This is a genomic window from Aerosakkonema sp. BLCC-F183, assembly GCF_041929145.1.
Classification (GTDB): Bacteria; Cyanobacteriota; Cyanobacteriia; order Cyanobacteriales; family Aerosakkonemataceae; genus Aerosakkonema.
Genome location: NZ_JBHFNU010000011.1, coordinates 38,342 through 62,095 on the forward strand (window position 1 = coordinate 38,342; position 23,754 = coordinate 62,095).

Here is a 23,754-nt window from a genome sequence, read left to right on the forward strand (position 1 = left end):
CTAAGATGGAATCCAGATAGAGTGGAAACCGTAAGGAATGCGCTGAGGCATAATTACCCGCGCTGTCGGTTCACCTGTAAAGTTTCGCGCATCGATAACTACTAATTCAGATTGCTTAGTGGCGTCATCCCAAACAAAAGTAAGCAACCAACCGTCGTCTTCAGCATTACCGCCAGGGAGAGGTGTAAAGGTACTATCGCCACCAAAACGTCCTTTCCCAAATTCATGAATTTGTGAGGAACCTGTTTCTAAATCATACTTAATCAAAGCGTCGAAAAGGGGTTTAGGCTTTGCGTAAAGTGCTACTCGCGAAGCGTAAACGTAACGTGTCCGCCGACCGGTCAGTCGATCGTTGATGCCAGGAAAGTCTGTGGGAACATCATCGATAATTTCTTCTTTCACGACACCAGTTGTTAAATTAATTCGCCAGCGACACATTTTTAGGGTTTCGAGATCGAAGTTTAAGACTTCGCCGTTTTGCTTATAGTTAGGAACGAAGAAGTTGCAGTAATCCATGCGGTTGGCTATAAGTATGACTTCGCTGTCTTCTTCGTAAGCGTTAGCAACGTGGAAGATGGCACAGTTAGGAATGGTAAACCAGCGAATTGACTCGTTGTTGCCGTGACGAGGTAAGATACCGATACGGCTTTTGCGATCGCGATCGAACTCAATGGGAACCTCACCCGCTGCCGATCGCATTGGCTTGAACTTGAGCGGCATATCTAGGAAAATGGTGTAGTGTTCCGTGATGGCAAAATCGGGCATCATCACTGGTTCTGGTAAATCGATCGGCACTGTTTGCACAAGTTCCCCATCTGCTGAAACGATGCTGTACTCTAGGTATGGGGGAGCGATCGGCGAACTACTGTAAAACATCATTTCACCAGTTGCCGGATCGACTTTTGGGCGGGCGCACATTGCAGAAGTAAGTTTGCCACCAAAATTATGTCTGCCAAGCGTTTCTAACTCTGGTAAGCTCATCAAATGTGGTGCGCCCACTTCCCAAAGAGTCAGCAATTTGCCTGCGTGCCACGCACAGGACATATTGGCGGGATTTTTCATCATGAGGCCGTAGGGTGCATCAAAGCGAGGCAGGTTCAGTAAACCCGGCCAAATTGCCTGTTTTTGAGTTTCTTCCAATACAAATCCGTCTGTGCGAATATAGCGATTGCGGTAGCTAGCTTTGCCGTTGACAATCCGTACTCCGTGGAGCATTCCATCTCCATCAAACCAATGGTAAGCTCCCACTGGCGGAAATTGTGGGTTAGGGCCGTTACGGAGAAACATCCCGGAAAGATGCCAAGGCAGTTCGCCGATAATTGCCAAGTTTTCGACACTTATTTCTTCTTTGATCGGGGCAAAGTTATCTGTCAAATAAAGTTTTGTGGGATCTTCTGCGATTGCTGGGGTATTTGCGATCGCACTGAAGCGGCTGAGGATTCCTTGGGGGACTCCAGCATAATAACCAGAAACTTTGGTTGTGCGATCGTTTGGCGATATCTGCTGTGTATCTGCTAATTTTTCCAGGAATTTACGATCTAGAAAAATGCTCATAAAACGTCGCTCCAGAGCTTTTTGAGGAGTTTCTTGTGGTGCTGAATTTAGGGGATCTCTTGCTTGTATTTGTTGTTTTTCCGATCGATTTAAGTCACCCTCTATGTAAATTAGAGAGGTGAGACTTTCATACAAATCGTGAAATTTTTTATCATCTGGGGAATTACCCAAATAAGCTTGTAACCAACTATAAAATTCTTCAGGCTGTACTGGTTTTTGTGCGGATAGCAAAATTTTAATTTCCGGATCGTCAGCCAGCCCTTTTTCCTTCGCCAACCCCTGTAAAAATGCTAGTTCTCCCGGTTCCAGGTTTCCATCCATCCCAGCCAAACCGAAGAGGATTTTTAATAATTGTTTCCCAACTCCTGAAAAATCTACTTCGCGCACAAGTAAGACAACTTTGGGAATAGCTATTTCAAAATGCTCGTTTTCCGTGGCATCAGAACGAATTTCTTTTTCTGTGCTATACAATACCTTAGAACTATCTGGCGTTTTGACAACAATAAATAAATCTGGATTGCCTTCAAAATGTTCAAATCTGCCTTTAAAATCGGCTTCATTGTAAGTGATTTCAAATCCGCCGTCGCTATTTGTGAGCGCTTTTCCTAATTCATCATTTTTGAGAAAATCTTTATCAAATGCTTCGACAATTAGGTCAGGAATTCCTAACCCGCTTTCAGCTTCGTAAACACGGCCAGTGATTGTGAATGACATTACCAAACTCCCGCTCGAAGTAACAATATGCCAAACAATTGCCATCAAATGCCATCAAACTGATATGCCACGGAACAACCCCTGTGTTTCGGATATCCCGGCCCGTTGTTATCAAAGGTACCGAGCTATCCTGCCAGTATTTTACCCCTAAGAATGTTGCCCGGTCGTTAAGGGTAAAAATCCCTATTTGCTGTTGCTCAGATTAATCGTATTTTAGAAGTAATTTGGCAAATTCTGAGAGATTGCAAAAAATATTCATAAATAGCGATATATATTTTTTGCAAAAAAAAATGATCGAACGGTGATGCACATATACATAATACTACATCACCGTTTGATCGAAAAGAGATTTGATTTAATAGTTAGCCACAGAATCAGGCCAATCTTTGCCGACGCGCAGCGTTAAGTCGGATTCTAGATCGCCGATAGATGCAGCCTCAATATTGCCCAAACCCAAAGCACCTTTAAGTTTTTCTGCTGCTTTTATATCGCCTTGTTGGACGATAATTTGTGTACGGCGCTCCTGTTCGGGCCAATCTTTTACCAGGTAGATATTGCGGAAGCCAAGATTTTTCAAATACTCGGCAACGCGATCGCTGAGAGCGGGTTGACCGGAAGCATTTTGGATAGCGATGCGAATAGAATTGTCTGAAGGTTTAGCATCAGAAGCAATATCTTTTGAGTTGATGCCAAAATAATCGTGCATAATGCGATCGCGTCCCGCTTTGTCCATAATCCAGTAGCTAGCAGCGTACTCTTTTGGGCTGCTGAAACGACCGGGCAACATCACCATTTTGATATCGGCGCGATCGAGCTTCAGCCCGAAATTTGCCAAGGCTAACATTTCTTCCAAACTAATATTAGTGTCAACGTATCTTTGCATCACCCGCACGATCCCAGGCAAACGAGGTAATATAGTTGGACTGCTCAGACGTTCTCGCAAAGCCTTCAGCAATACCTGCTGTCTCTGCACCCTGCCGATATCGCCTTTGCGATCGTTGCGGAAACGGGCAAAATGTTCGGCTTGTTCGCCGTTGAGAACTTGCCATCCTTGTTCCAAATCGATTTTCAGATGTTGAGTTTCGTCCACATATTGCATTTTTTGAGGAACAAAAACTTCCACACCACCCACTAAATCTACCAATTCCCGAAAAGCATCGGTAGTAACGCGAACGTAGCGATCGATCTCCACATCGTTAAGCACACCCCTGACAATGTTTGCCGCCAAAGCTGGGCCACCATCCACATTTGCCTGGTTGATTTTTTTGATACTCAATTGGGGAGTTTCTACGCGGGTATCCCGTGGAATCGATAGCATTTTAACAGAATAGTCTTTGGGGTCTATCCGTACCAGCAACATCGTATCGCTGCGACCGTTCATGCGCGTAGGGGAGTCTTCCTCTGCATCGGGAACGCGATCGAGTCCCATCACCAAAATATTAATCGGTCGCGACAAACGGTACACAAAAGCATTGCGCCACAAATCGTGCAGAGACCAAGCTTGCGGCTGAGACATTTGCTGCGACAGGGGTACAAGCAAGGCAACAGTTGCCCCCACGGTGGCAGAAACGGTTGTTGTCCCGACTAAAGCCAAACTCCAAAACAACCATTTCGCCATCGGCGGGCGCTTGAACGTATCCAGCAAGCGACCCTTTAAGCCTTGCAGCTGTACAAAAACTGACTTATAAGACTCCTGAGATTTCTGAGCAAAATTAGAAGGTTGAGATTCTGACCCATTTCCTACAGGTTCTACTCCGTCTAACACTCGTCACACTCCTACCACACCTAAAAATCCACAACTTGGGTGTGTCATTACTCACACACAAGTCAACGAGATTATAGCTTGACCCGCAAGAACCTAGAAAAGTCAAAAGTTAAAAGAAAAATAAGTTAGGGGTAAGCAAAGTCGCGATAAACTTTGTACGATAGGGCGAGGTAGCATAAAAACAAGCGATGCCTAGCTCTTTAATTCCTGTTATCCTTGCTGGTGGTAAAGGCGAACGCTTCTGGCCTCTCAGCCGCAAGCATCGACCCAAGCAGTTTTTAAGTCTCGACGGTAGCGGCAAAAGTCTGCTGCAAGCAACGTCCGATCGCCTTTTGGCATTTTCTGGCGTCTGGGAGAAGTTGTGGGTTTGTACGAGCAGTCAACTAGCTGATGGTGTGCGATCGCAATTACCTCTTTTGCCAGTTGACAATTTGCTGGTGGAACCGGAAGGACGCGATACTGCACCTGCGGTGGCTTGGACAACATTGGAAATTGCACGGCGCTACGGCGACAATGCTGTGGTGGGATTTTTTCCCGCTGACCATTGGATTGCAGATGAGTCGGCTTTTCAGGAAACTATTAATGCAGCGACTCAATTAGCGGCTGAAAAAGAAGCGATTGTCACTTTGGGGATTAAGCCGAGTTACCCGTCTACCGGTTACGGATATATTGAGCAAGGGGAACAGGTAGGTGCGTTTGGGGAATTACCGGCTTACCGGGTGAGTCGCTTTACGGAAAAACCCGATCGCGAAACGGCAGAAGCATTTCTCTCCACGGGTCGTTTCAGTTGGAATAGCGGGATGTTCGTGTTTCGCGCTGGTGTTGTCCTCCAGGAACTCCGCACCCACGCACCGGAAATTTTGTCTCTGTTGGAAGACAAAGGAGTCATTGCTTATCCTCAATTGCCGAAGAAGAGTATCGATTATGCTTTGATGGAGAAAACGCAGCTGGCGTATGTGTTACCGGCGTCTTTCGGCTGGGATGATTTGGGGGATTGGAATGCGATCGAACGTTTGCTCAAAGGCGATAAGCTGAATGTGGAGTTAGCTACCCACGTAGGATTGGATACTCAGGGGTCAATTATCTACGCCAATGGGGAGGATGAGACGATCGTTACGATTGGATTGGAGGATGTGGTGATCGTGCGCGATCGCAATGTTACCCTGATCGTCAAAAAAGACCGTACCCAAGAGATTAAGCAGGTTCTCAAAAAGCTGCAAGACGATCCCAAATTCACAGACCTACTCTAGGGGTTAGGGGTTAGGGCGTCGGGGGAAGAAAAATTTCCCCAATCATTAAAACTCTTGGCAGATGCAATAGTATTGGTTTTCAGCTACAACTTAAGTGTGGCTATTTTTTTTCGTTGCTAGTATCCAGCCGCAAAAAATCTGTAGCCCAAATAACACTTATCGATATTCGTCATTAGTTAGCAGTCATTATAAAATTTTGACTTTTGACTTTTGAATGATTGACTTTTGACTTACCAACTATGTTTTTAACTCAAAGCGTTTCTCGTCAGCGCGATATTATCGAAGTTGTCCTCCGCAATGGGTGGGACTATATGCGACGGCTGCTTACAGGTGGCAAAACCGACGAACCGCAATTGCCGCCGCCAGCAGTCCTCCGTAAAATATTGGTAGAATTAGGGCCTGTTTATGTCAAATTGGGACAGTTGCTGAGTACTCGTCCCGACCTTTTGCCATCATCTTATATAGAAGAATTATCGACTCTGCAAGACGATGTACCGCCAGTACCTTGGGTAGAAATCGAAAATGTGCTGCGCCAAGAATTACGCCAACCGTTAGAAGAAATCTTCACTTCTATCAATCCTAGAGCAGTTGCTGCCGGTTCGATCGCGCAAACTCATAAAGCCACTTTAGCAGATGGACGCGATGTCGCATTGAAAGTTCAGCGTCCTGGAATTGATGTCGTTGTCGAACAAGACATCAATTTAATTCGGTTTGTCGCGGAATTAGTCGATCGCACCGACTTCGGTCAAACCTACGATTTCAAAGGTTTAGCGGAAGAATTCACCAATGCGTTGCAGGATGAATTAGATTTTACCAAAGAAGCGAGCTACACAGATCAATTGCGGCGCAATATGTCTGTCAGTCGCTGGTTCGATCCCAAACAATTGGTAGTTCCGCAAGTTCACTGGGATGTAACTACGCAAAAGTTACTCGTCTTAGAATGGATGGATGGAGTGCCGCTTTTATCGGCAACTTTCACAAATGAAGATAATGGTAATAACGGTAAGCAGGTTTCTGCATCTGAAAAAAGACGGCAGGTTACCAGACTTTTATTCCGCGCTTTCATCCAACAACTATATATAGATGGATTCTTTCACGCCGACCCCCATCCCGGCAATATATTTTATCTGAAAGATGGCAGAGTTGCTTTGCTGGATTGCGGTTTGATGGGGAGGTTAGACCCGCGCAGCCAGCAAATTTTGACCGAGATGCTGTTAGCGATCGTGGATATGGACGCCCAGCGTTGCAGTCAGTTAACTTTGCAATTAGCGGAAGCAGCGAAATCCACTAATTTGGCTAAGTTGGAAAATGATTATGACCGAATGCTGCGGAAGTATTATAACAGAAATTTGTCGGAAATCAACTTCAGTAAAGTATTTTATGAAGTGCTGCAAGTTGCCCGCGATAATAAGATAAGATTGCCCAGCAATATGGGTTTATATGCGAAAGCGATCGCCAACTTAGAAGGTGCGGGACGGATATTCGACCCGGAAGTAAATCTGTTAGATGAAGTTAAACCTTTGCTGACAGATTTGTTCCGCAGGCAGTTGTTAGGAGATAACCCGCTGCAAACATTGTTGAGAACAGCTTTGGATCTGAAAAGTTTGTCGCTGGAATCTCCCCGCCAAGTCGAGTTGCTGTTAGACAGGATTACCACCGAAACATTAAAGTGGAATATCACGATAAAAGACTTGGATTTGATGCGCCGCAGTTTAGATGATTCCGCAAATCGGCTATCGTTTAGCATTTTGGTAGGTTCCCTGATTATGGGTGCGGCGATTATTTCTACCAACGCGCAGACGAGTCAGCTATCATTTTTAAGTACGGGGTTATTTGCTACGGCGAGTTTCTTGGGGTTGTGGTTGATTATTAGTATTATGAAGTCTTGGCGGAAGCGGTTTTAGTTGGGAAATATCGCTCTCTAGCGAAACGCCTATTTCTTTAGACTTTAGACTTGTTTCGGCTGGGTGCAGCACTACCCAAATAAATTTGACGAGAATCTCCAGTAGTGTTAATCCAGCCAAGGCTTTTTAGACGATGTTTCAGATTAGATATTGTTACACCCAAGTCCTCTGCCATTGCATAAAGGTGACGCCAGTTAGTTAGATTGCGCCCTCTTAGTACTTCTTCTAATTTAAAAATAGGCATCAGCAAGCAACCAGCAAAATACTGAGCTTGCCATTCAATCCCTTGCTGAGTGCTAACACTGCGGCATAAAAAAGGCTCTACAGTTGTTTCAATGCCACGGTTTCGCAAATCTACAGCCTTAGAAACAGCATTTTGGTCGATGTGAATTTCCCAGTGTCCAATTTCGTGAGCTATTGAAGATTCTTCAAACCCTTTAGGCAGTTCTAGAATATTTTCGTTCATTATAATCTTGTGTTCCACAGGGACAATCATGGCTGCGATCGCTCCATCAGGATCGGGAGGTATGTGGCCACAATCCATATCCAAACCTAAAGCTTCCGCAACATGACCAGCGTCAAGAGGCCATTTGAGAGGACGCTTACGCTTTGCCTGCACACGCATGAGAACGTCCACCGCCAGATGCTCAATTTCGTGTTTGGGAATGTACCGAGGCGGCTTGATTACCTTCAAATTCGGCTCTTTCAACTCTTTTTCTCCCCACTTTCTGATTCGCTAGTTTCCCGCAGTAATTTTTTGGCAAAGTCAGGCTCATCGCGCATCCGGCGGAGCAAAGCCGGCATTTGCTTGTACTTCTTGACAAGCTCCTCAAAAACTTTGGCGTCATCAGGGGTAATTCTACCTGCGAGGTGTCTTAGCTCCTGCTCGTTCAAATCTAGGTGAATAGCTAACTTGTGAATAACATCCTCACTAGGGGGATACCCAGCATGATCGTTCTCAAGTTTAGAGAGGTAGGTATAATCCACCCCTATAAACTTCGCCAGCTCGCGCTGACTGAGTTCCTTGTCCTTACGGGCTTGACGAATAATCTTGCCAAAAGTCTGACTCACGTTTCCATTCCCGATAGCTATGGAGCTATATAATAGCGTTGACTTAGTTGGTCAACTTGTTCAAATTGTGCAATAATCTCAGTATAGCCTATCAGACATCCATACGGGGTACATCTCAAATCCCGCCACTAATTGCGTTACAAATCGTTACATAGGAGCGAAACAATGAAGAAACAGCCCTCAAATCCAGATCAACTGTCCTTTTCAATCGGCAGACCCCTGCCAGTTCTACTTGAGGAAGTTCAAAAGTCAAGCCGCAATCGACAACTGAGAAAGGCTGCCGAACAGATGATTGAAGCTTTGCGTGTCTTTGAACTGGCGAACGAGACAGGTCTTTCCAAGTCAGTTCGAGCAAAAGTCGCTATTCACGAAATCCTCACCAAATGAACCTTCCTACCGCTCTTGATGGGAGAGAGCTAAACCGATGAACAAAATTTGGCGACCATCTGTAAGTTATAAAATATGGTCAGAGTTTTCGCCTCCAGTTGGGCAAGAACACTGGCACTGCGATATGAAGCGAGGTTTTGCCAGAGCGCGAAAACGAGAGCCACAAGTTGCAGCGTTGTTAGATCGAGACAACACACCTCAGCGAATTGGACTACTTGCACAAAAGGGGGTTTACGAATTTCATCAAGATCCCCTGATGTTGAATCGAAAAGATGCTGTCGAGAAAGTGGCAGATATTCTGCAATTGAGCCAAGAGCCAAGTGAAGTTCAGGAGCGAGTGATTCTTATCCTGGAAAATTATCACCAGCAGCCTATCCTGGTTGACGAAAAGATCGTTAAGTTGAGCCGAGGAGATGAAGGAATTCCCGAACCAATTGTTATTGAGCAGGGTAACTATATCTTCAACTTGTATGCAGCAATAGACTGCATTTTTATTGAGCCAGATGGAACGCTGCACATTTTGGACTTTAAAACGGGTCAATCTGACTTCGATCGGCGACAGGGATTTGTTTACCTGCTAGCAGCAAGTTATCTCTACCCCAAACAAAAAGCTGTTGCCTCTTTCTATAACTTGGAAACTGGAAAATCGTCTGACAGAATCTTTGCAACAGCAGAGACACTAAAATCCTTCCAAATAGAACTTGTGCTGATAGCTAAAAGACATCAAACAGATTTGAAGCGTTACCGAAATAATCCTGATGAATTCAGCCTTATTTTTCCAGCTAATCCTGGATTTCGGTGTAGCTACTGCCCTTTCACTTCAATTTGTAAATTTTTCGTTTCAGAGGTTGCCGCATGACTACCACTCCTGTTCAAGCTCCCCCAGCGCTAACATTTTTGGGTGAGATTTTTCCTATAAGTGTCCCTCAATCACGAAATTTAATTTGCTTTCGGTTGACTCCTGAAATTGACCGGGAGGTTGGCAACCAATTTAGTTGGCGTTTCAGCCAAAAGTTTCCTGATGTTATTGTTATCTATGAAAATAAATATTTTTGGGTTTTAGCTAAACCATCACAAGCAATGCCAAGTGAAAAAGAATGGCGAAATGCCCTGGCAGAAATTCAAGATGAATTAAAAAAGAAAATTGGGGAGCGCTATTACTCAATACAATGGGTGCGCGACCCACAGGTAACAGCTTCTATTCTTTCACAATTAGCAGTGAGGATATTAAAAATCAGGCGACCATTTCCACCTCCCGCCACTGTTTGGCCTAATTCTGAGTCTAAGAATCAGGTTGAAGTCAAGCGTGACGTTGAATTTTGGGCAGAAACTTTTGAAATGCCAGATGGTTCACGTCCGGCTTTGGCTTTAACACCTCACAGTTACTTCACCTACCAAGGAACTTTAGGTGATTTCTACGAAAATCATCCCTATCGGCAGAATGCTAAAAATCTTTTGATTGGCTTAAAAGTACGATACATTGAAAATAATAGTTCTGCTACAATTATCGGACTTGCAGGAACTGTTGGGGAAAAGCGTGAAAAACTAAAAGAACAGGCTACTCGTGCAATCAGTAAACAAGCGCTTGAACCTGAAAACTCACCGGACGATCAGCCAGTGGTGATTGTTAAGTTTAAAAAAGATCCACAAGAGTATCACTATGCAATGGCTGCTTTCTATCCTTGTGTCACAGAGGAGACTGCCGAGCGATTTGAGGTAAACTATGGGGAATTGCTATCAGAAACAAAAATTCCTTACCAAGAGCGACAAGAACGTTTAGCCTTATACAGAAAAAAAGCTGGAGAGGCTTTAGCAATATATGGATTTCAATTAGCAGATAGATGTATCAACAGCCGTCAGTACCCAGACTTATTTCTGGAACCCACTTTCAAAATGGACGAAACTAATATACTCTTTGGTAAAGGAGTAATTTGCAAAAGAGGAAATGAAGTACTCAAGGGACTTACTAAGGGTGGTGTTTATCGTCGCCACCAAGAATATCTCGAGCGATCAAGGCAAATTCGGATTGCTGTTCTAAAAATTGGCAATTTTAAGGTCAAGGTATCTCTTCTAGACGAAGTTCAGAAACGACTGAAACTGTATGGATTTGAAAGTATTCTCCCAAATGATAATATAAGGACTGTATCCCTAGATGGTTTAAGCGGGGCTGAAGCTAGAGCTAGAGTGGAGAAAACCGTTGATGAATTAATGGGGATTCCTACTGATATTGTTCTGACTTTTTTACCGCAGAGCGATCGTCACGCAGATAATAGTGAAGATGGCAGCTATTATTCTTTAATTTCGTCAAGATTAGTACGACGTGGAATTGCTAGCCAAGTTATTTACGAACAGACGGTGCAAGATCCTAAGAATTATGGGAATATTCTAAATCAAGTGATTCCTGGGATTCTGGCCAAGCTAGGCAACTTGCCTTTTATTCTAGCTGAACCTTTAGAAATAGCTAATTATTTCATCGGTTTAGATATTTCTAGGTCTCCTAAAAAAAAGGGAGTCGGAAGTCGGAATGTTTGTGCGAGCGTGCGTCTGTATAATGAGCAAGGTGAGTTCATTCGCTATCGTTTAGAAGATTCTTTGCCAGAAGGAGAAGAGATCGACAAACGAACCTTGGAGAGGTTTCTACCAGCGACTGAATTGAGTGGGAAAAAAGTCCTCATTTATCGCGACGGACGATTTTGTGGAAAGGAAGTCCAGCATTTAATAGAACGAGCAAAAGCTATTGGATCTGAATTTATTTTAGTGGAGTGTACGAAATCTCAAATACCTCGACTTTACAATTTTGAAGACTCAACTTTGAAAGCTCCTACAAGAGGATTAGCACTTCGCTTATCTTCTCACGAAGTCATTTTAGTGACAACCAGAGTAGCTAAAGAAGGAATGGGTTTACCATTACCTTTGCGTTTGAAAGTAATTCCTCAAGAAGGGCAACAAGTATCAATTGGAAGTTTAGTAGAAGCAACGCTTAAACTTACTTTGCTGCATCACGGTGCGCTAAAGGAGCCACGCTTACCAGTTCCGCTCTACGGTTCTGACATCATAGCTTATCGGCGCTTACAAGGTATTTCTCCTGGTGCGCTAGATGGCGATCGCCAATTTTGGCTATAGTCGAAGAAACCAACTTGAAACAAAAAAGTGACAGGAGTAGTATACCATGTCATCGACACGATACGAAACAGACTATCATCAATGGATTAAAGAAACCGTCCATCAACTAAAAGAACGGAATTTTAATGTAATTGATTGGGATAATTTGATAGAAGAGTTAGAGAGTATGGGTAAAAGTGATAAACGAGCTTTATTAAGTCTTTTAACTCGTTTATTAGAACATCTTCTTAAATTATCTTATTGGGAAGGCGAAAAAGATCGATCGGGGAATTATTGGGCTGCTGAAATTGTCAACTTTCGCGCTCAGATTCAATCTCGTTTAGAAGATAGTCCCAGTTTAAGAGCGGAACTGGAAGCGATGTATGCAAAAGCCTATCCTGTAGCGATTAAGTCTGTTTCTAAGTTGTTTTCACTGCCGAATGATGCTCATATTTCCCTAGAACAAGCTCTCGATGAGGATTGGTTTGTTATAGATGAATCTGGAAAATATTGAGCGATCTCGTGTCTATTGAAATGCGCGATCGCTTCCTCTCCTTTCAGCCATCATCGCTCCCAGATGCTGCTAGCTAAAATACCGATTATTTTATTCACATCTTTGAGATAATATTCGGTCAAATCAATACTTAATGTTTGTCCTTCTAGTTTGAGAAATTGCCAAATGCTACCGGTTGTCACCGCACCGTAAATTGTTTTAATTTCAGTTGCCGATCGCTCGTTAAAAATTTGGGCGGCTACCATTTCCGCTGCACATTGACCCAAACCTGCATTGATATTCTCTTTTTTCGCTTCTACAACTGTAATTACTGGCGCTGTCACAATGAGAATCTCTGGGGATTTAGTAATAATAAAGTCGCAAGTGCCGTTCAATCCTCTGGTATCGTCAACTGTAAAATCCACACCAGAGAATAAATTAATTTGCTCCTTTAGTTGTCTGCGTAAGTCAACTAAAATAGGTGCAATTATGAGTTCTGAACGCGCTTTTTCACTATTACTTCCTAGTGCGATCGACAAGTTATAATTGAGAATTTCTGTGAGTAAGTTGCTGGCTGCTAATTCGGGAATATCTGCAAAAATATCCCGTTTTTCTAAAGTAGTCAAGCCGAACTCTTGTTTGGCTTTAGCTAAACTAAAGTCGCTGTAAGACATAAGATAACGATCGGCATTCTCCAGAGCATTAAATATTTTGTACTACATTCATGGTAATCCCAAACCAAAGATTTATCATTGTTAGTGAAATTTCTTAACAATGAAAGATGACTATCTTTGCTGGCTAACCGGAATTTCGATCGCAAACTCCGCACCTTCTCCCAGTACGGAAATGCAAGTTAATTTACCGCTATGTTTGTCTATAATCTGGTAGCTAATCGACATTCCCAAACCTGTGCCGGAACCTACTGGTTTGGTTGTAAAAAATGGATCGAAAACTCTTTGCCGTACCTCTTCTGTCATCCCTGGCCCATTGTCAGCAATCCGAATAATGGCTCGCTCGCTGTCTTTAAGTTCTGTAGTAATGTTAATCGATCTATCTTCATTAATTGATGGCTGTTCTAAAGCATCGATCGCATTATTTAATATATTCATAAATACCTGATTTAATTGTCCGGCATAGCACTGAATTTTGGGTAATTTACCGTAATTTTTGATAACTTGAATCTCCGGAATATTTGGTTTGGCTTTCAAGCGGCTTTGCAAAATCAACAATGTGCTATCCAGACCTTCGTGAATATCAACAGCCTTCATTTCCGCTTCGTCCAATCGGGAGAAGTTCCGCAAGGATAAGACAATCTGCCGGATGCGATCGGCTCCCATTTTCATGGAATAAAAGATTTTAGGTAAGTCTTCCTTGATAAAATCCAAGTCAATTTCTTCTCCTTGTTCTTGAATTTCTTTCACAGGATTGGGATAGAATTTTCGGTACAGTTCCAGCAAGTCGAGCAAATCGGCGACGTATTCTTTAGCAGGGGTAATATTCCCGTAGATGAAGTTAACGGGATTGTTAATTTCGTGCGCGACACCAGCAACCATTTGTCCCAAACTGGACATTTTTTCGCTTTGCACCAATTGAGCTTGAGTTTGTTGCAATTCGTGCAGAGTTTGTTCTAGTTTGGTTGCTTGCTCTTGCGCTTTCACAGCAGCTGTGCGAGTTTGTTTGTAGAGTTCGGCTTGGTCGATCGCGATCGCCAATTGATCTGCAACCGCTTGTAGCAATTCGACTTCCGCATCGCGCCAAGGTCGAGAACCGCTAGAGTGACTGCAACTGAGCAAACCAATTTCTCCCGATGTTGTATGTATCGGAAATGCCAATAAAGCCGTGTAGCCGACGCTGAAAAAGAACTTTCGTTCTGTTCGATCTGTTAAATTCCTGACGCTATCGATACGAGTTATTTCCTTATTAAAAGTCTTGGTTGTCAATGGCCCCAGTGCCATAACATGAATCTTGCGCTCTAATAAAGTAGGAAATGCTAAATTTCTGGCTTCCTGAACAACTTCCCAACTTCCCTCTTTTTCTTCTTGTGGCACAGGCATATTGTGTCTGGGGTCACCAGGTCGATACCAGAGGAACAGACAGCGATCGATCTGCAACAGATCGCGAACCTCTGTAACTGCTGTTTCCAGAATAATATTAATATCCAAAGAACTGCGAATCTGACTGGCAAGTCGATTCAGTAGCGCTTCTCTAGTAGCTAATTCTCTAAATTTTGCTTCGCTTCGCACCAGGTCTTCCTCAGTTCGCTTGCGATCGGTAATGTCGAAGCGAATCGCTAAGAATTGAGAAGCTTTTCCTCTTTCACCCAGTAAGGGAACAATCGTAGTTTTTACCCAATAAAAGCTACCATCTTTCGCTTTATTTTTTATATCTCCTTCCCAAATTTTACCGCTTTTAATGGTTGACCATAATCCCTGAAAAAAATCTTTAGAATGATAGCCAGAATTTATAATTTTGTGGTCTTGGCCAATCAGTTCTTCTTGAGAATATTGAGACAGAGCGCAGAATTTATCGTTGACGTAGGTGATTTTTCCTTGGCGGTTAGTGATAGCAACAATAGCGGCTCGATCCAAAGCTAATTTGAGGTCGGACAATTCCTTGAGAGATTTTTTGAGTTCGGACTCGGCTTCTTTGCGATCGTTGATATCTTGAATGGCTGCAATTACGTATTTTGGCTCTCCAGAGAACGATCGCACAAGCGAAACGGTAAGATTTACCCAAACAATCCTGTCAAGCCGAGTCAAGTAACGATTCTCCATCGAGTAAGTAGAAATTTCACCCGCCAATAGCGATCGAAACTGCGTCAAATTCGCCATCACGTCATCTGGGTGAGTAATATCCTCGAACGAGAGCTTCAGCAATTGCTCTTCAGTGTAACCGAGAATATCGCAAAAGCTTTTGTTGACTTTAATAAATTGGCCGTTTAATCCGCAATGCCCGATGCCGATCTCTGCCTGCTCGAATGTAGCGCGGAATTGCTCTTCGCTCTCCCGTAGCGCCGCCTCGATCCGTTTGCGTTCGGTAATATCAGTGGCGATCGCACAAATTCCATAAGGTTTATCGCTACTGTTATAGAGAGGAAACTTAACGGAAATATAAGTATGCAGACCGTCATCTTGAGGCACAACTTCTTCATTTTCGATCGCAGTTCCAGCCGCGAGTACCCTCAAATCGTTCTCGCGCAATTTATCGGCTATTTCGCGAGGATAAATATCGTAGCAAGTTTTACCTTTAATTCCTTCTCTGTCAACGTGAAAAAGAGTTTCAAAGCGACGGTTGATCAGAGTATACCGACTTTCAGTATCTTTAACAAAGATAACTGCTGGGGAATTATCTATAATTCCCATCAGCTGCTTTTGGCTTTCCCGTAGCGCTTGTTCGGCTCGAACTTTGTCGCTAATATCAATGAATAAACCGATGCTGCCAGCCACAACGCCATTGCTATCGAAAAAGGGTGCTGTCCAAAGGCTGATATCAACTAACGAACCGTCTTTTCTTTTTCTGCGTAATTCCAAAGCAGTTTGTGGCTTGCCTTTAAATTCAGCCTCAAGAATGAGTGCGAATTCTTCACGTAGACCTGCTGGAATAATCGGGATAAATTTGTCTAAAACCTCAGTTTTGCTCCAACCAAAAAGCTTCTCTGCTGCTGGGTTCCATACTGTCACTTTTCCTTGCATATTGATAGTAGTAATAGCCAAGGGGGAAGCTTCGATCAGCGTTTGCAATGTTTGATTGGCAGTTTCCAGTTTTTCAACAGCCTCCTTTCGCTCTACAGTATCTTCTATATAATTGGAATATTTGTGCGTTTCATCTTCACTGGCTTTCGTGCGGTCTCCGTTTTCTGTTAAGCTTGGTAAGGCCAGCGTCTTGGTAACGATCGGCTTCAGTCGGTACAGCGTATAAAATAATAGTAAAACTGTAAAAAATTTCAGCAACCCCGATAACCAGTAAATATAATTCAAACTTATCTTAGGGGCAACGCTGTGCCAGTGCGTCCACACTTCCATCAAGTGCGTTGTGCCAGAAAACACGATCGCCACGGCAAACACAGTAAATACGCCTGCATAGGGCAAATCCCGTCGTCTTTGCCGAAATAGAGCCAGCGCGATCGCAATCGCATAATGTATGAGGCCAATTAAGGTATCCGATGCCAGATGTAGCGATGCCAACTCGGGCTGACAAATGTAGCGATTGTCACATAGAATAGATAGCTCTAAGCCGAAAAAGCTTTGCAAAAATGGTGGCATCGATTCTCCTGGATATTATTACTTGCCACAGTTCTCTGTGACTTTAACCGTAAATTTCTATCCTACTTAAAAATTTGTGTTATTTTTTTTACTTAATAAAAGTTTATTAAAATATAATAAAATTTTTTTTAAAGTTATGCTTTATATTAGGTTAATAACAGGTAAAAATTACAACTGTATTTATACTGAAATCGAATAGTTGTTACCAGTAGTAGTTTTAGGGCTAAAGTAGTCACAATTACTTACTGATGGAATTAGATCTTTTTCGTTTAGGTACTTAGGTTAAGACCGCGCCAGTAGGAGAGGAGAAAGGATGGTGTATAGAAGTGGTCATCAGTCATCGGTCATCAGCCTTTGGTGAAGAAGAAATCATCACAAATGAAAATAACTTTTGACTAATGACTGCTCGCTAATGACTGTCAACTTCGCCTATTTTGTAACCGCGTGGGGTGATTATCCATTCGGCGTGAGTGCGGGTATTCGAGTTGCCTATAATAACAGTTGTCAGCATATCGATGTTGCCTTCCAGCATTTTGTCGAGTGTAGTAATAGTAATATGCTCGGAATAACGATAGGCATCTTTGACAAGGGCAACTGGGGTATTGCGATCGCGATATTGCAAAAAGATAGACTGAGCGATCGCAATTTGGTCGGTGCGCGTGCGCGATCGCGGATTGTACAAAGCCGTGACAAAATCTGCCATCGCCGCCGCTTGCAATCGTTTTTCGATCGCTTCCCAAGGTGTGAGCAAATCACTCAAACTAATTGCACAGAAGTCGTGCATCAAAGGCGCACCCACACGAGAGGCAGCTGCTTGCAGCGCCGTAATCCCCGGAAAGACTTGCACCCTTGGCGTTTTGCCATCCCAGCCTTGTGCTTGCAGTTCCTCCATCACCAATCCAGCCATACCGTAAATACCGCAATCTCCAGAAGAGACAACTGCCACAGTTAATCCCCAATTAGCAAGTTCGATCGCTCTTTGCGCTCTTTGCACTTCCTGAGTAATCGGTAAAGCTTCCACAATTTGACCCGGACGCAACAGTGGCGAAATCAAGTCAATATAGAGCGAGTAACCGATTACAGCATCAGCTTGTGCAACAGCTGTTTGAGCTGCTGGCGTCATTTGGTTTAATTGTCCTGGCCCAATGCCAACAAGCAACAATTTTCCGGTACGTCCGGTGTATTCTTGTTCTGCTTGTGCAACCGCTACAGTACAAGCCCCAGGTTGTCCTTCCAAGCGGAAAACTTGTTTGGCAACCAGCAGAGTTTCACTTCCCGCCGCGCACAGAGCCGCAGCCTCAGCTACACTGGGAGTGCCAACTTCCGCTTCGACAACGGCTGATGGATTGGGGACAGTAAAACTACGTAAGACTTGGGCGGGGAAAATACGTAAAGGCCAATTCCGATTAGAATACAATTCTACTAACCCAATCTCATCGGCTTTGAGGTCGATTGTGGCAATACCTGCGATCGCAGCAAGCGCCAAATGATTGGCCCGAAAAACCTGTTCGATCGCGGTTTCGATTAATTCTTTCGATGTGCCTCTTTCACAGCCTATCCCTACCCACAATACTCTCGGATGCCACTGCACTTTCGGTAAATCCGACTCAGGCGAAAATCTCCGCTGTGTAAAACTTATCCAAATTCGAGCTTTGGGAATTGGGAATTGGCAACCCCCCCCTTCGTCCCCCCCCGTGTACGGAGGGGGAAAGATGAGGGGGTTGTCCTCCGTTCCTTCAAAATCAAAGGGATGTCCTTCGGGAAGATGGGATTGCCATAAAGTAGAACCGACTTCTTGAAATACTTGTACTGATTCGCCTCTAGCAATCACAGCAGCTACTTTGTTCCAATCACCTTCGCCTTTATGCCAACCGAAAGGAACTCCCAAAATATCGATACCCGGTAATCCCAATCCTGCTGATGCACCTGCGATGACTGGTGTAGCCGCAAGTTGGAGTGCGATCGCATTTGCCAGTTTATCCGCACCGCCTTGGTGTCCGCTACACAAACTGATGACAAATTTACCCGCCTCATCAACAACTACCACAGCCGGGTCGCGAGATTTATCCTCCAGCAGAGGTGCAATTAACCGCACAACCGCACCAGTCGCCAAACAGAAAATCAAACCCCCATTTCCCTGCCATATATTAGATAGATGTTCTTTCAGGGAACCACTGTAAACTTTTCTTGTGGAGTGAGCATCTCCGCTTGTGGGGAGGGCATCTCCGCTTGTGGGGTGGGCATCTTGCCCGCCTCCCAAAGATTCTGGCACCCAGAGAGTAGCACCGATTGCCTGAGTCAGGGGCAAAAGGAGTTTAGCTGCGGTGGGGGTGGTAGCGATCGCAGCTAGCGGCTGATATTCTTCAAAAAGTAACTTACTCAAAGCAGAACCATCAATATAATTTAGCAACTTGCATAAAGTAGCTTATGCAAGAACTAACATGATATAATTTTTATTCCTATTCAGGCTAGGTGTAAAATTATGAGTGCTTTGACATTAAACCTAGACACCGTTCACCTGAGTGACGAACAATTCTACCAGCTTTGTCAAAATAACCGCGAATTGAAATTTGAACGCACTGCCAAAGGAAAATTAATTATCATGTCCCCAGTTGGGGGAGAAAGCGGCAATCGAGAAGCCGACTTAATTATCGATTTAGGTATCTGGAATCGCCAAACGCAACTCGGTTATACGTTCAGTTCCTCCACTATATTTAAGTTACCCAATGGTAGCGATCGTTCCCCAGATGCCGCTTGGATTCAGCGCGAACGTTGGCAAGCACTCACTCCCGAACAAAGACGCAAATTTCCTCCCATTGCACCCGATTTTGTCATCGAATTAAGGTCAGCAACAGACGATTTGGAAATGTTGCGTGACAAAATGCAGGAATATATGGATGCAGGGGTGCAATTGGGATGGTTGATTAATCCCCAACAGCAACAAGTCGAAATTCATCGCCAAGGAGAAGATGTAGAAGTGCGAAATCTTCCGACAGAGTTATCGGGTGAAAATGTATTACCGTGATTTAGCTTGATTTTTTCCCTTTATTAAAAGTATTCATTTCATAGTTGAAGTAAGTTCGCTCAACTAAAGACAATATACAATTTAAATAGATATTCTCCAACTACAAACACCAATGTCTAAGGCGCACTAGGCGATCGCACCTATGTCACTCAAAGAATTAGAACCACAACTCCTTGCCTTATCTCCCACAGAAAAAGCTCAGGCAATCCAGCTATTAGCCCAAAGTTTAAGCAACACTTGGAAAAGAATAGAAAAAACTCCGGGCGTATGCGGTGGCGAGGCTTGTATTGCCAAAACTCGCATACCTGTTTGGGTATTGCTGAATGCTCGTCGTTTAGGGATTGGCGAAGCCGAATTATTATATGATTATCCCACTTTATCGGCGGCTGATTTAGCCAATGCTTGGGCTTATGCTGAAGCATATCCTGACGAAATTGAAATAGCAATTAAAAAGAATGAGGAAGATTAATTGATGGCGCGTCTTTATGCAGACGAACAATTCCCAAGACGTCGCCCTCAGACTCCGGGTTTACGATTGTACAAATTAGCATTAGGTATGATAGCGTTATGCAATAAAAAATTAAGGTTTTTTCTGATATTTATTACAGATCGATCGTTAAATCAGGGATAAAATTATTGTTTCGTTCGTCTGGATAACCTCTAGGATTACAAATTACTCGCGTGCTTCCGAGCAAATAATCATGTTGACAGTGGATATGTCCGTGTATCCATAAAGAAATACTAGATTCTTCAACAAATTTGTCAAGGTTTGAGGCATAAGCAGCACTGAGAATATCATCTCGATCGCACTCAGGTAAAGAGCGTTTACTTGGTGCATGATGGGTAATTACGACTATTTTGTTATTTTGGTTGTTTAGGAGTTCTTCACTCAACCACCGTAATGACTTGTTATGGATGATTGTTGTATCAATAGACCGTAGTTTGCGATAATCGGGACTGACTCGAATCTTCCTATAGTCAGTCATTATTTGGGTTGCCTCATACCCAGCTATTTTAGGATCGCCAAACAAGCTAAAATCTGTCCATAACGTGCAGCCTAAGAACTTGATGTCGTTAATTATCAAGCTGTCATTCTCCAAAATGTGGATATTCGTGCCTTCTACTGCTTTTTTGAGATCGTCAATATGTTTGGGAAATGCCTTTCCGTAGTACTCATGGTTGCCTAAAACATAAATTACAGGCAAATATGGAAAGTAATGTTTAGCCCAATCTACACCTTTTTTACCAACATGAATATCCCCAGCTAAAATAATAACGTCTGCATTATTTACCAAAGGAGTGAATGACTCAAACTCTATATGTAAATCGCTGAGAATATGCAACTTCATTTTATTTCCTCTACCCAATTTCCATCCAAACTCCTATCTCGATCCTTAAACTCATCCAATAATTTAAAAACCGATTCAAAACCTGCCTTTTCATCGTGACACTGAAGCATTATCATCTTTGCCCAAGAACTAACCGTCCTAATTCCCAACTTTTTTTGTAACCAAGGTTGAAACTCGCCATAAAAATCATCTTCTGACTCAGTAGGCTCAATTCCTAACTGACTGCGGGCGCATTCATAGCCAACTATAAACATAAACAAATCGCTTACCGAAGGTCGCCCTATATACATTCCTGGTTTCGTTCTAATTTTGGACAAAATTTCAAATAGTCCGCTCATCGCTTTCTACTCTCAGACCGTCTTTTGATTAGCCAAATAAAATTGTTGATATTTGGCGAATACCTATTAACTTTTTATCGCAGGCAATATCTCGCTGTCCGTAGACTCGACCGATCTTTTCCGATGGATATTCCCAGGCAGTCATTTGTCCCAATCTCAATACATCATCTTTTATACCAGTTCCCGAATACAAGGAAGGAATCCACAAATCGCCTTGAATTCCTCCTTTCATTTCGATGTATGCTGGCAACCAAATTGTATCTTGATAACCTTGTCTTTCTTTAAATTCAATTCGCTTGATATGCTCAAAGGGAATCCAGAAATAGCCTTCGGGAATCATCGCTTCTAAAAAAGGGCCAATTATATCATCGGCATCGCGAATTTCCGTAAATTCTTCGCCATCCAAAATTCCCGATAATTTGGGAACTTCCTTCCAAGCTTCGTCGAGTAAAACTTCCGCTTCTTCTATTCGCGCTTCCCACAGCAGTCCCAAAGCATTGATAAATTTTGCACCGTAAGCGGGAGGTTCTTGCAAAGCTTGGGGTGCGCCTTGAATTTGGCTCAAAAAATTGTAGCGCGATCGCTCGGCGTTGAGAATACCGAAGTAGAACTCAGCCACTTCGGATAATCTGGAATCTGCTAATGCTACATCGCGCAGTCGATCGAAAGCCGCATCGAAATCTTCCGCCAGCACAAGCAGTTCAAATAGAAGGAAGCTAAGGGAAGCGTTTTGAGGATCTTCTGACACATCCCGATCAGCTTGTGCGATCGCTTCTGTTAAATTACCTTCAGCTAGCCAATCTTCGGTTTTCATTTATACTTCGTCTCCTTTGAGAAAAAAAGCCTGACATATCCGTCAGGCAGTCACATCATTGAAGCTAAGATTAGGTACGTACCAACTACGTACCCAGAAAGCAAATAACTAGCAACTTGCGTTAATTAACATTTGCGGTTTAGTTCTGCGGAAAAGTGCTGAGTCTTTGCACATTCATGCTAACTGCTGGCGAGGAAACAGGTGCGATCGCTTGTTGCAGGATCGGAGTACCCACAACCGAACTGTTAGCCAGCGTAAACAGCGGATTAGACAGAATTCCCGCCAACGAGGTAGCCACTAACATCACCACCAAACCCACCTGCAAAGGCCGCATACCGGGCAAATTCCAGCGAATTTCTGGATAATTCTGCACAGTTTCCGACATTTCTTGCGGTTCTTTCACTACCATCATCTTGACAACGCGGATGTAGTAGTAAATCGAGATGACGCTAGTCACTAACCCCAGCAACACCAAACCGTAGAGTCCAGCTTGCCAACCTGCCCAGAATAGATAAATTTTGCCAAAGAAACCGGCCAAAGGTGGAATTCCTCCCAAGGAAAGCAGACAAATGCTGAGTCCCAAAGTGAGGAGGGGGTCTTTTTGATACAAACCGGAGTACTCGCTAATTTGGTCAGTTCCCGTCCGCAAAGTGAACAAAATCACGCAGATGAAACCGCCCAAGTTCATGAACAGGTAAATCAGCATATAAAAGATCATGCTGGCATAACCTGCTTGAGTACCTGCAATCAAACCGATCATCACGAAACCGGCTTGCCCGATCGAAGAGTAAGCCAGCAGCCGTTTCATGCTAGTTTGGGCGAGGGCGACTACGTTACCCAAAACCATGCTGAGAATGGCGAGGGCGGTGAAGACAAACCGCCACTGATCGGTTACTAAGGGGAAAGCAGTGACCAGTAAGCGGATCGCAAGGGCGAAACCAGCTGCTTTGGAACCCACGGAAAGGAAGGCTACAACTGGAGTAGGCGAACCTTCGTAAACGTCAGGCGTCCACTGGTGGAAAGGTACGGCGGAGATTTTGAAGGCGATACCTGCGATCGCAAATACCAACGCAATTACCAAACCTAAAGATTGACCGCTATCGCCTATACCGGATGCGATCGCACTCAAACGAGTTTCCCCACCCGACAAACCGTACAGCAAAGATATGCCGTACAGGAATATCGCCGAACTCGAAGCCCCAATCAGCAGGTATTTCAACGCGGCTTCGTTAGAGCGAGGGTCGCGTTTGGTGTAACCTGTCAGCAGGTAAGAGGAGATACTGAGGGTTTCCAGCGCGATAAATATCGTTACCAGTTCATCCGCCCCACAGAGGAACATACCGCCAACCGTCGCGGTTAGCAAAATGGCGATAAATTCCCCCAAGGAAGTGCCAGATTGTTCCACGTAGCGGATGGACATCAAAATTGTCACCGCCGCTGATAAGGCAACGATACCGCGAAACACGATACTGAGGGCGTCGCCGTTAAACTCGCCCAGAAATGCGATGGGGTTATTGCTACCCCATTGAAAGTACAGCGCGACTATGGAGAGGAAAAGTCCTGCGATCGCTAAATACGGCGTCCAGCGTGCAGAAGTCCGCCCCACAATTAAGTCACCAATTAAAACCGTAATGAGGGTGATGATGACAATACCCTCTGGCCATATTGTGCCAGCATTTAGCTGGGCTGTTAGTTCAGCAAAACTCATAGATTGTATAACGATCGG

General features: G+C 43.8%; 19 protein-coding genes. 8 read left to right on the forward strand and 11 right to left on the reverse strand.

Annotated elements, in window-relative coordinates; all coding sequences use genetic code 11:
- Together ACE1CD_RS01760 and ACE1CD_RS01765 are read right to left on the reverse strand one after the other, a co-directional pair.
- Entirely contained in the window at positions 1–2,268 is a 2,268-nt protein-coding gene (locus tag ACE1CD_RS01760; RefSeq protein WP_374821108.1) for a carotenoid oxygenase family protein, read from the reverse strand.
- Positions 2,269–2,623: 355 nt separating this feature from the next.
- The gene (locus tag ACE1CD_RS01765) at positions 2,624–4,033 is read right to left on the reverse strand and encodes an LCP family protein (protein ID WP_374821111.1); all 1,410 of its coding nucleotides are present in this window, start codon (positions 4,031–4,033) and stop codon (positions 2,624–2,626) included.
- Positions 4,034–4,221: 188 nt separating this feature from the next.
- Between ACE1CD_RS01765 and ACE1CD_RS01770 the strand changes: the two genes are divergently transcribed.
- Together ACE1CD_RS01770 and ACE1CD_RS01775 are read left to right on the forward strand one after the other, a co-directional pair.
- Positions 4,222–5,283 (forward strand): mannose-1-phosphate guanylyltransferase, encoded by a 1,062-nt coding sequence (locus ACE1CD_RS01770; protein WP_374821114.1) that lies wholly within the window; start codon positions 4,222–4,224, stop codon positions 5,281–5,283.
- 239 nt (positions 5,284–5,522) lie between these two features.
- Positions 5,523–7,187, forward strand: coding sequence for an ABC1 kinase family protein (locus ACE1CD_RS01775; protein WP_374821117.1), 1,665 nt, complete (start codon positions 5,523–5,525; stop codon positions 7,185–7,187).
- 37 nt (positions 7,188–7,224) lie between these two features.
- On the opposite strand, the gene ACE1CD_RS01780 is transcribed toward ACE1CD_RS01775, so the two are convergent.
- Both ACE1CD_RS01780 and ACE1CD_RS01785 read right to left on the reverse strand, forming a co-directional pair.
- The gene (locus ACE1CD_RS01780) at positions 7,225–7,896 is read right to left on the reverse strand and encodes an ImmA/IrrE family metallo-endopeptidase (RefSeq protein WP_374821119.1); all 672 of its coding nucleotides are present in this window, start codon (positions 7,894–7,896) and stop codon (positions 7,225–7,227) included.
- Positions 7,893–8,258 carry a helix-turn-helix domain-containing protein gene (locus tag ACE1CD_RS01785; RefSeq protein WP_374821122.1) on the reverse strand — a complete coding sequence of 122 codons (366 nt, stop codon included), beginning with the start codon at positions 8,256–8,258 and terminating at the stop codon, positions 7,893–7,895. The genes ACE1CD_RS01780 and ACE1CD_RS01785 overlap by 4 nt, the downstream gene beginning before the upstream one ends.
- 165 nt (positions 8,259–8,423) lie before the next feature.
- Here ACE1CD_RS01785 and ACE1CD_RS01790 point away from each other — a divergent pair, with 165 nt between their 5' ends.
- From ACE1CD_RS01790 to ACE1CD_RS01805, 4 genes are read left to right on the forward strand one after another with little or no spacing between them, the layout of a single operon-like run.
- Positions 8,424–8,645, forward strand: coding sequence for a hypothetical protein (locus tag ACE1CD_RS01790; RefSeq protein ID WP_374821124.1), 222 nt, complete (start codon positions 8,424–8,426; stop codon positions 8,643–8,645).
- A 37-nt stretch (positions 8,646–8,682) separates the two neighbouring features.
- Positions 8,683–9,504: a PD-(D/E)XK nuclease family protein gene (locus ACE1CD_RS01795; protein WP_374821127.1), complete on the forward strand. Its 822-nt coding sequence runs from the start codon at positions 8,683–8,685 to the stop codon at positions 9,502–9,504.
- Positions 9,501–11,768, forward strand: coding sequence for a Piwi domain-containing protein (locus ACE1CD_RS01800; protein WP_374821130.1), 2,268 nt, complete (start codon positions 9,501–9,503; stop codon positions 11,766–11,768). The genes ACE1CD_RS01795 and ACE1CD_RS01800 overlap by 4 nt, the downstream gene beginning before the upstream one ends.
- 46 nt (positions 11,769–11,814) lie before the next feature.
- Entirely contained in the window at positions 11,815–12,261 is a 447-nt protein-coding gene (locus ACE1CD_RS01805; RefSeq protein WP_374821133.1) for a DUF29 domain-containing protein, read from the forward strand.
- A 50-nt stretch (positions 12,262–12,311) separates the two neighbouring features.
- Here ACE1CD_RS01805 and ACE1CD_RS01810 read toward each other — a convergent pair whose 3' ends face one another.
- The 3 genes from ACE1CD_RS01810 to cobJ all read right to left on the reverse strand — a co-directional run bounded on the left by ACE1CD_RS01810 (position 12,312) and on the right by cobJ (position 18,912).
- A complete protein-coding gene (locus ACE1CD_RS01810) occupies positions 12,312–12,914 on the reverse strand; it encodes a hypothetical protein (protein ID WP_374821136.1) in 603 nt (200 codons plus the stop codon).
- 111 nt (positions 12,915–13,025) lie between these two features.
- The gene (locus ACE1CD_RS01815) at positions 13,026–16,502 is read right to left on the reverse strand and encodes a PAS domain S-box protein (RefSeq protein ID WP_374821139.1); all 3,477 of its coding nucleotides are present in this window, start codon (positions 16,500–16,502) and stop codon (positions 13,026–13,028) included.
- A 409-nt stretch (positions 16,503–16,911) separates the two neighbouring features.
- Entirely contained in the window at positions 16,912–18,912 is a 2,001-nt protein-coding gene (gene cobJ, locus ACE1CD_RS01820) for a precorrin-3B C(17)-methyltransferase (protein WP_374821143.1), read from the reverse strand.
- A 72-nt stretch (positions 18,913–18,984) separates the two neighbouring features.
- Between cobJ and ACE1CD_RS01825 the strand changes: the two genes are divergently transcribed.
- On the forward strand, positions 18,985–19,527 hold the full coding sequence (locus ACE1CD_RS01825; protein WP_374821146.1) for a Uma2 family endonuclease: 543 nt from the start codon (positions 18,985–18,987) through the stop codon (positions 19,525–19,527).
- Between the two features lie 142 nt (positions 19,528–19,669).
- A complete protein-coding gene (locus ACE1CD_RS01830) occupies positions 19,670–19,996 on the forward strand; it encodes a DUF433 domain-containing protein (protein WP_374821149.1) in 327 nt (108 codons plus the stop codon).
- 133 nt (positions 19,997–20,129) lie between these two features.
- Here the strand turns inward: ACE1CD_RS01830 and ACE1CD_RS01835 are convergent, their stop codons facing one another.
- The 4 genes from ACE1CD_RS01835 to ACE1CD_RS01850 all read right to left on the reverse strand — a co-directional run bounded on the left by ACE1CD_RS01835 (position 20,130) and on the right by ACE1CD_RS01850 (position 23,736).
- The gene (locus tag ACE1CD_RS01835) at positions 20,130–20,876 is read right to left on the reverse strand and encodes a metallophosphoesterase (RefSeq protein WP_374821152.1); all 747 of its coding nucleotides are present in this window, start codon (positions 20,874–20,876) and stop codon (positions 20,130–20,132) included.
- A complete protein-coding gene (locus ACE1CD_RS01840) occupies positions 20,873–21,214 on the reverse strand; it encodes a hypothetical protein (protein ID WP_374799731.1) in 342 nt (113 codons plus the stop codon). Before ACE1CD_RS01840 ends, ACE1CD_RS01835 begins: the two co-directional genes overlap by 4 nt.
- Before the next feature lie 28 nt (positions 21,215–21,242).
- Positions 21,243–22,028, reverse strand: a complete 786-nt coding sequence (locus ACE1CD_RS01845) for a type VI secretion system accessory protein TagJ (protein WP_374821155.1) — start codon at positions 22,026–22,028, stop codon at positions 21,243–21,245.
- Between the two features lie 139 nt (positions 22,029–22,167).
- A complete protein-coding gene (locus tag ACE1CD_RS01850) occupies positions 22,168–23,736 on the reverse strand; it encodes an NAD(P)H-quinone oxidoreductase subunit N (protein ID WP_374821158.1) in 1,569 nt (522 codons plus the stop codon).
- Positions 23,737–23,754 lie beyond the last annotated feature (18 nt).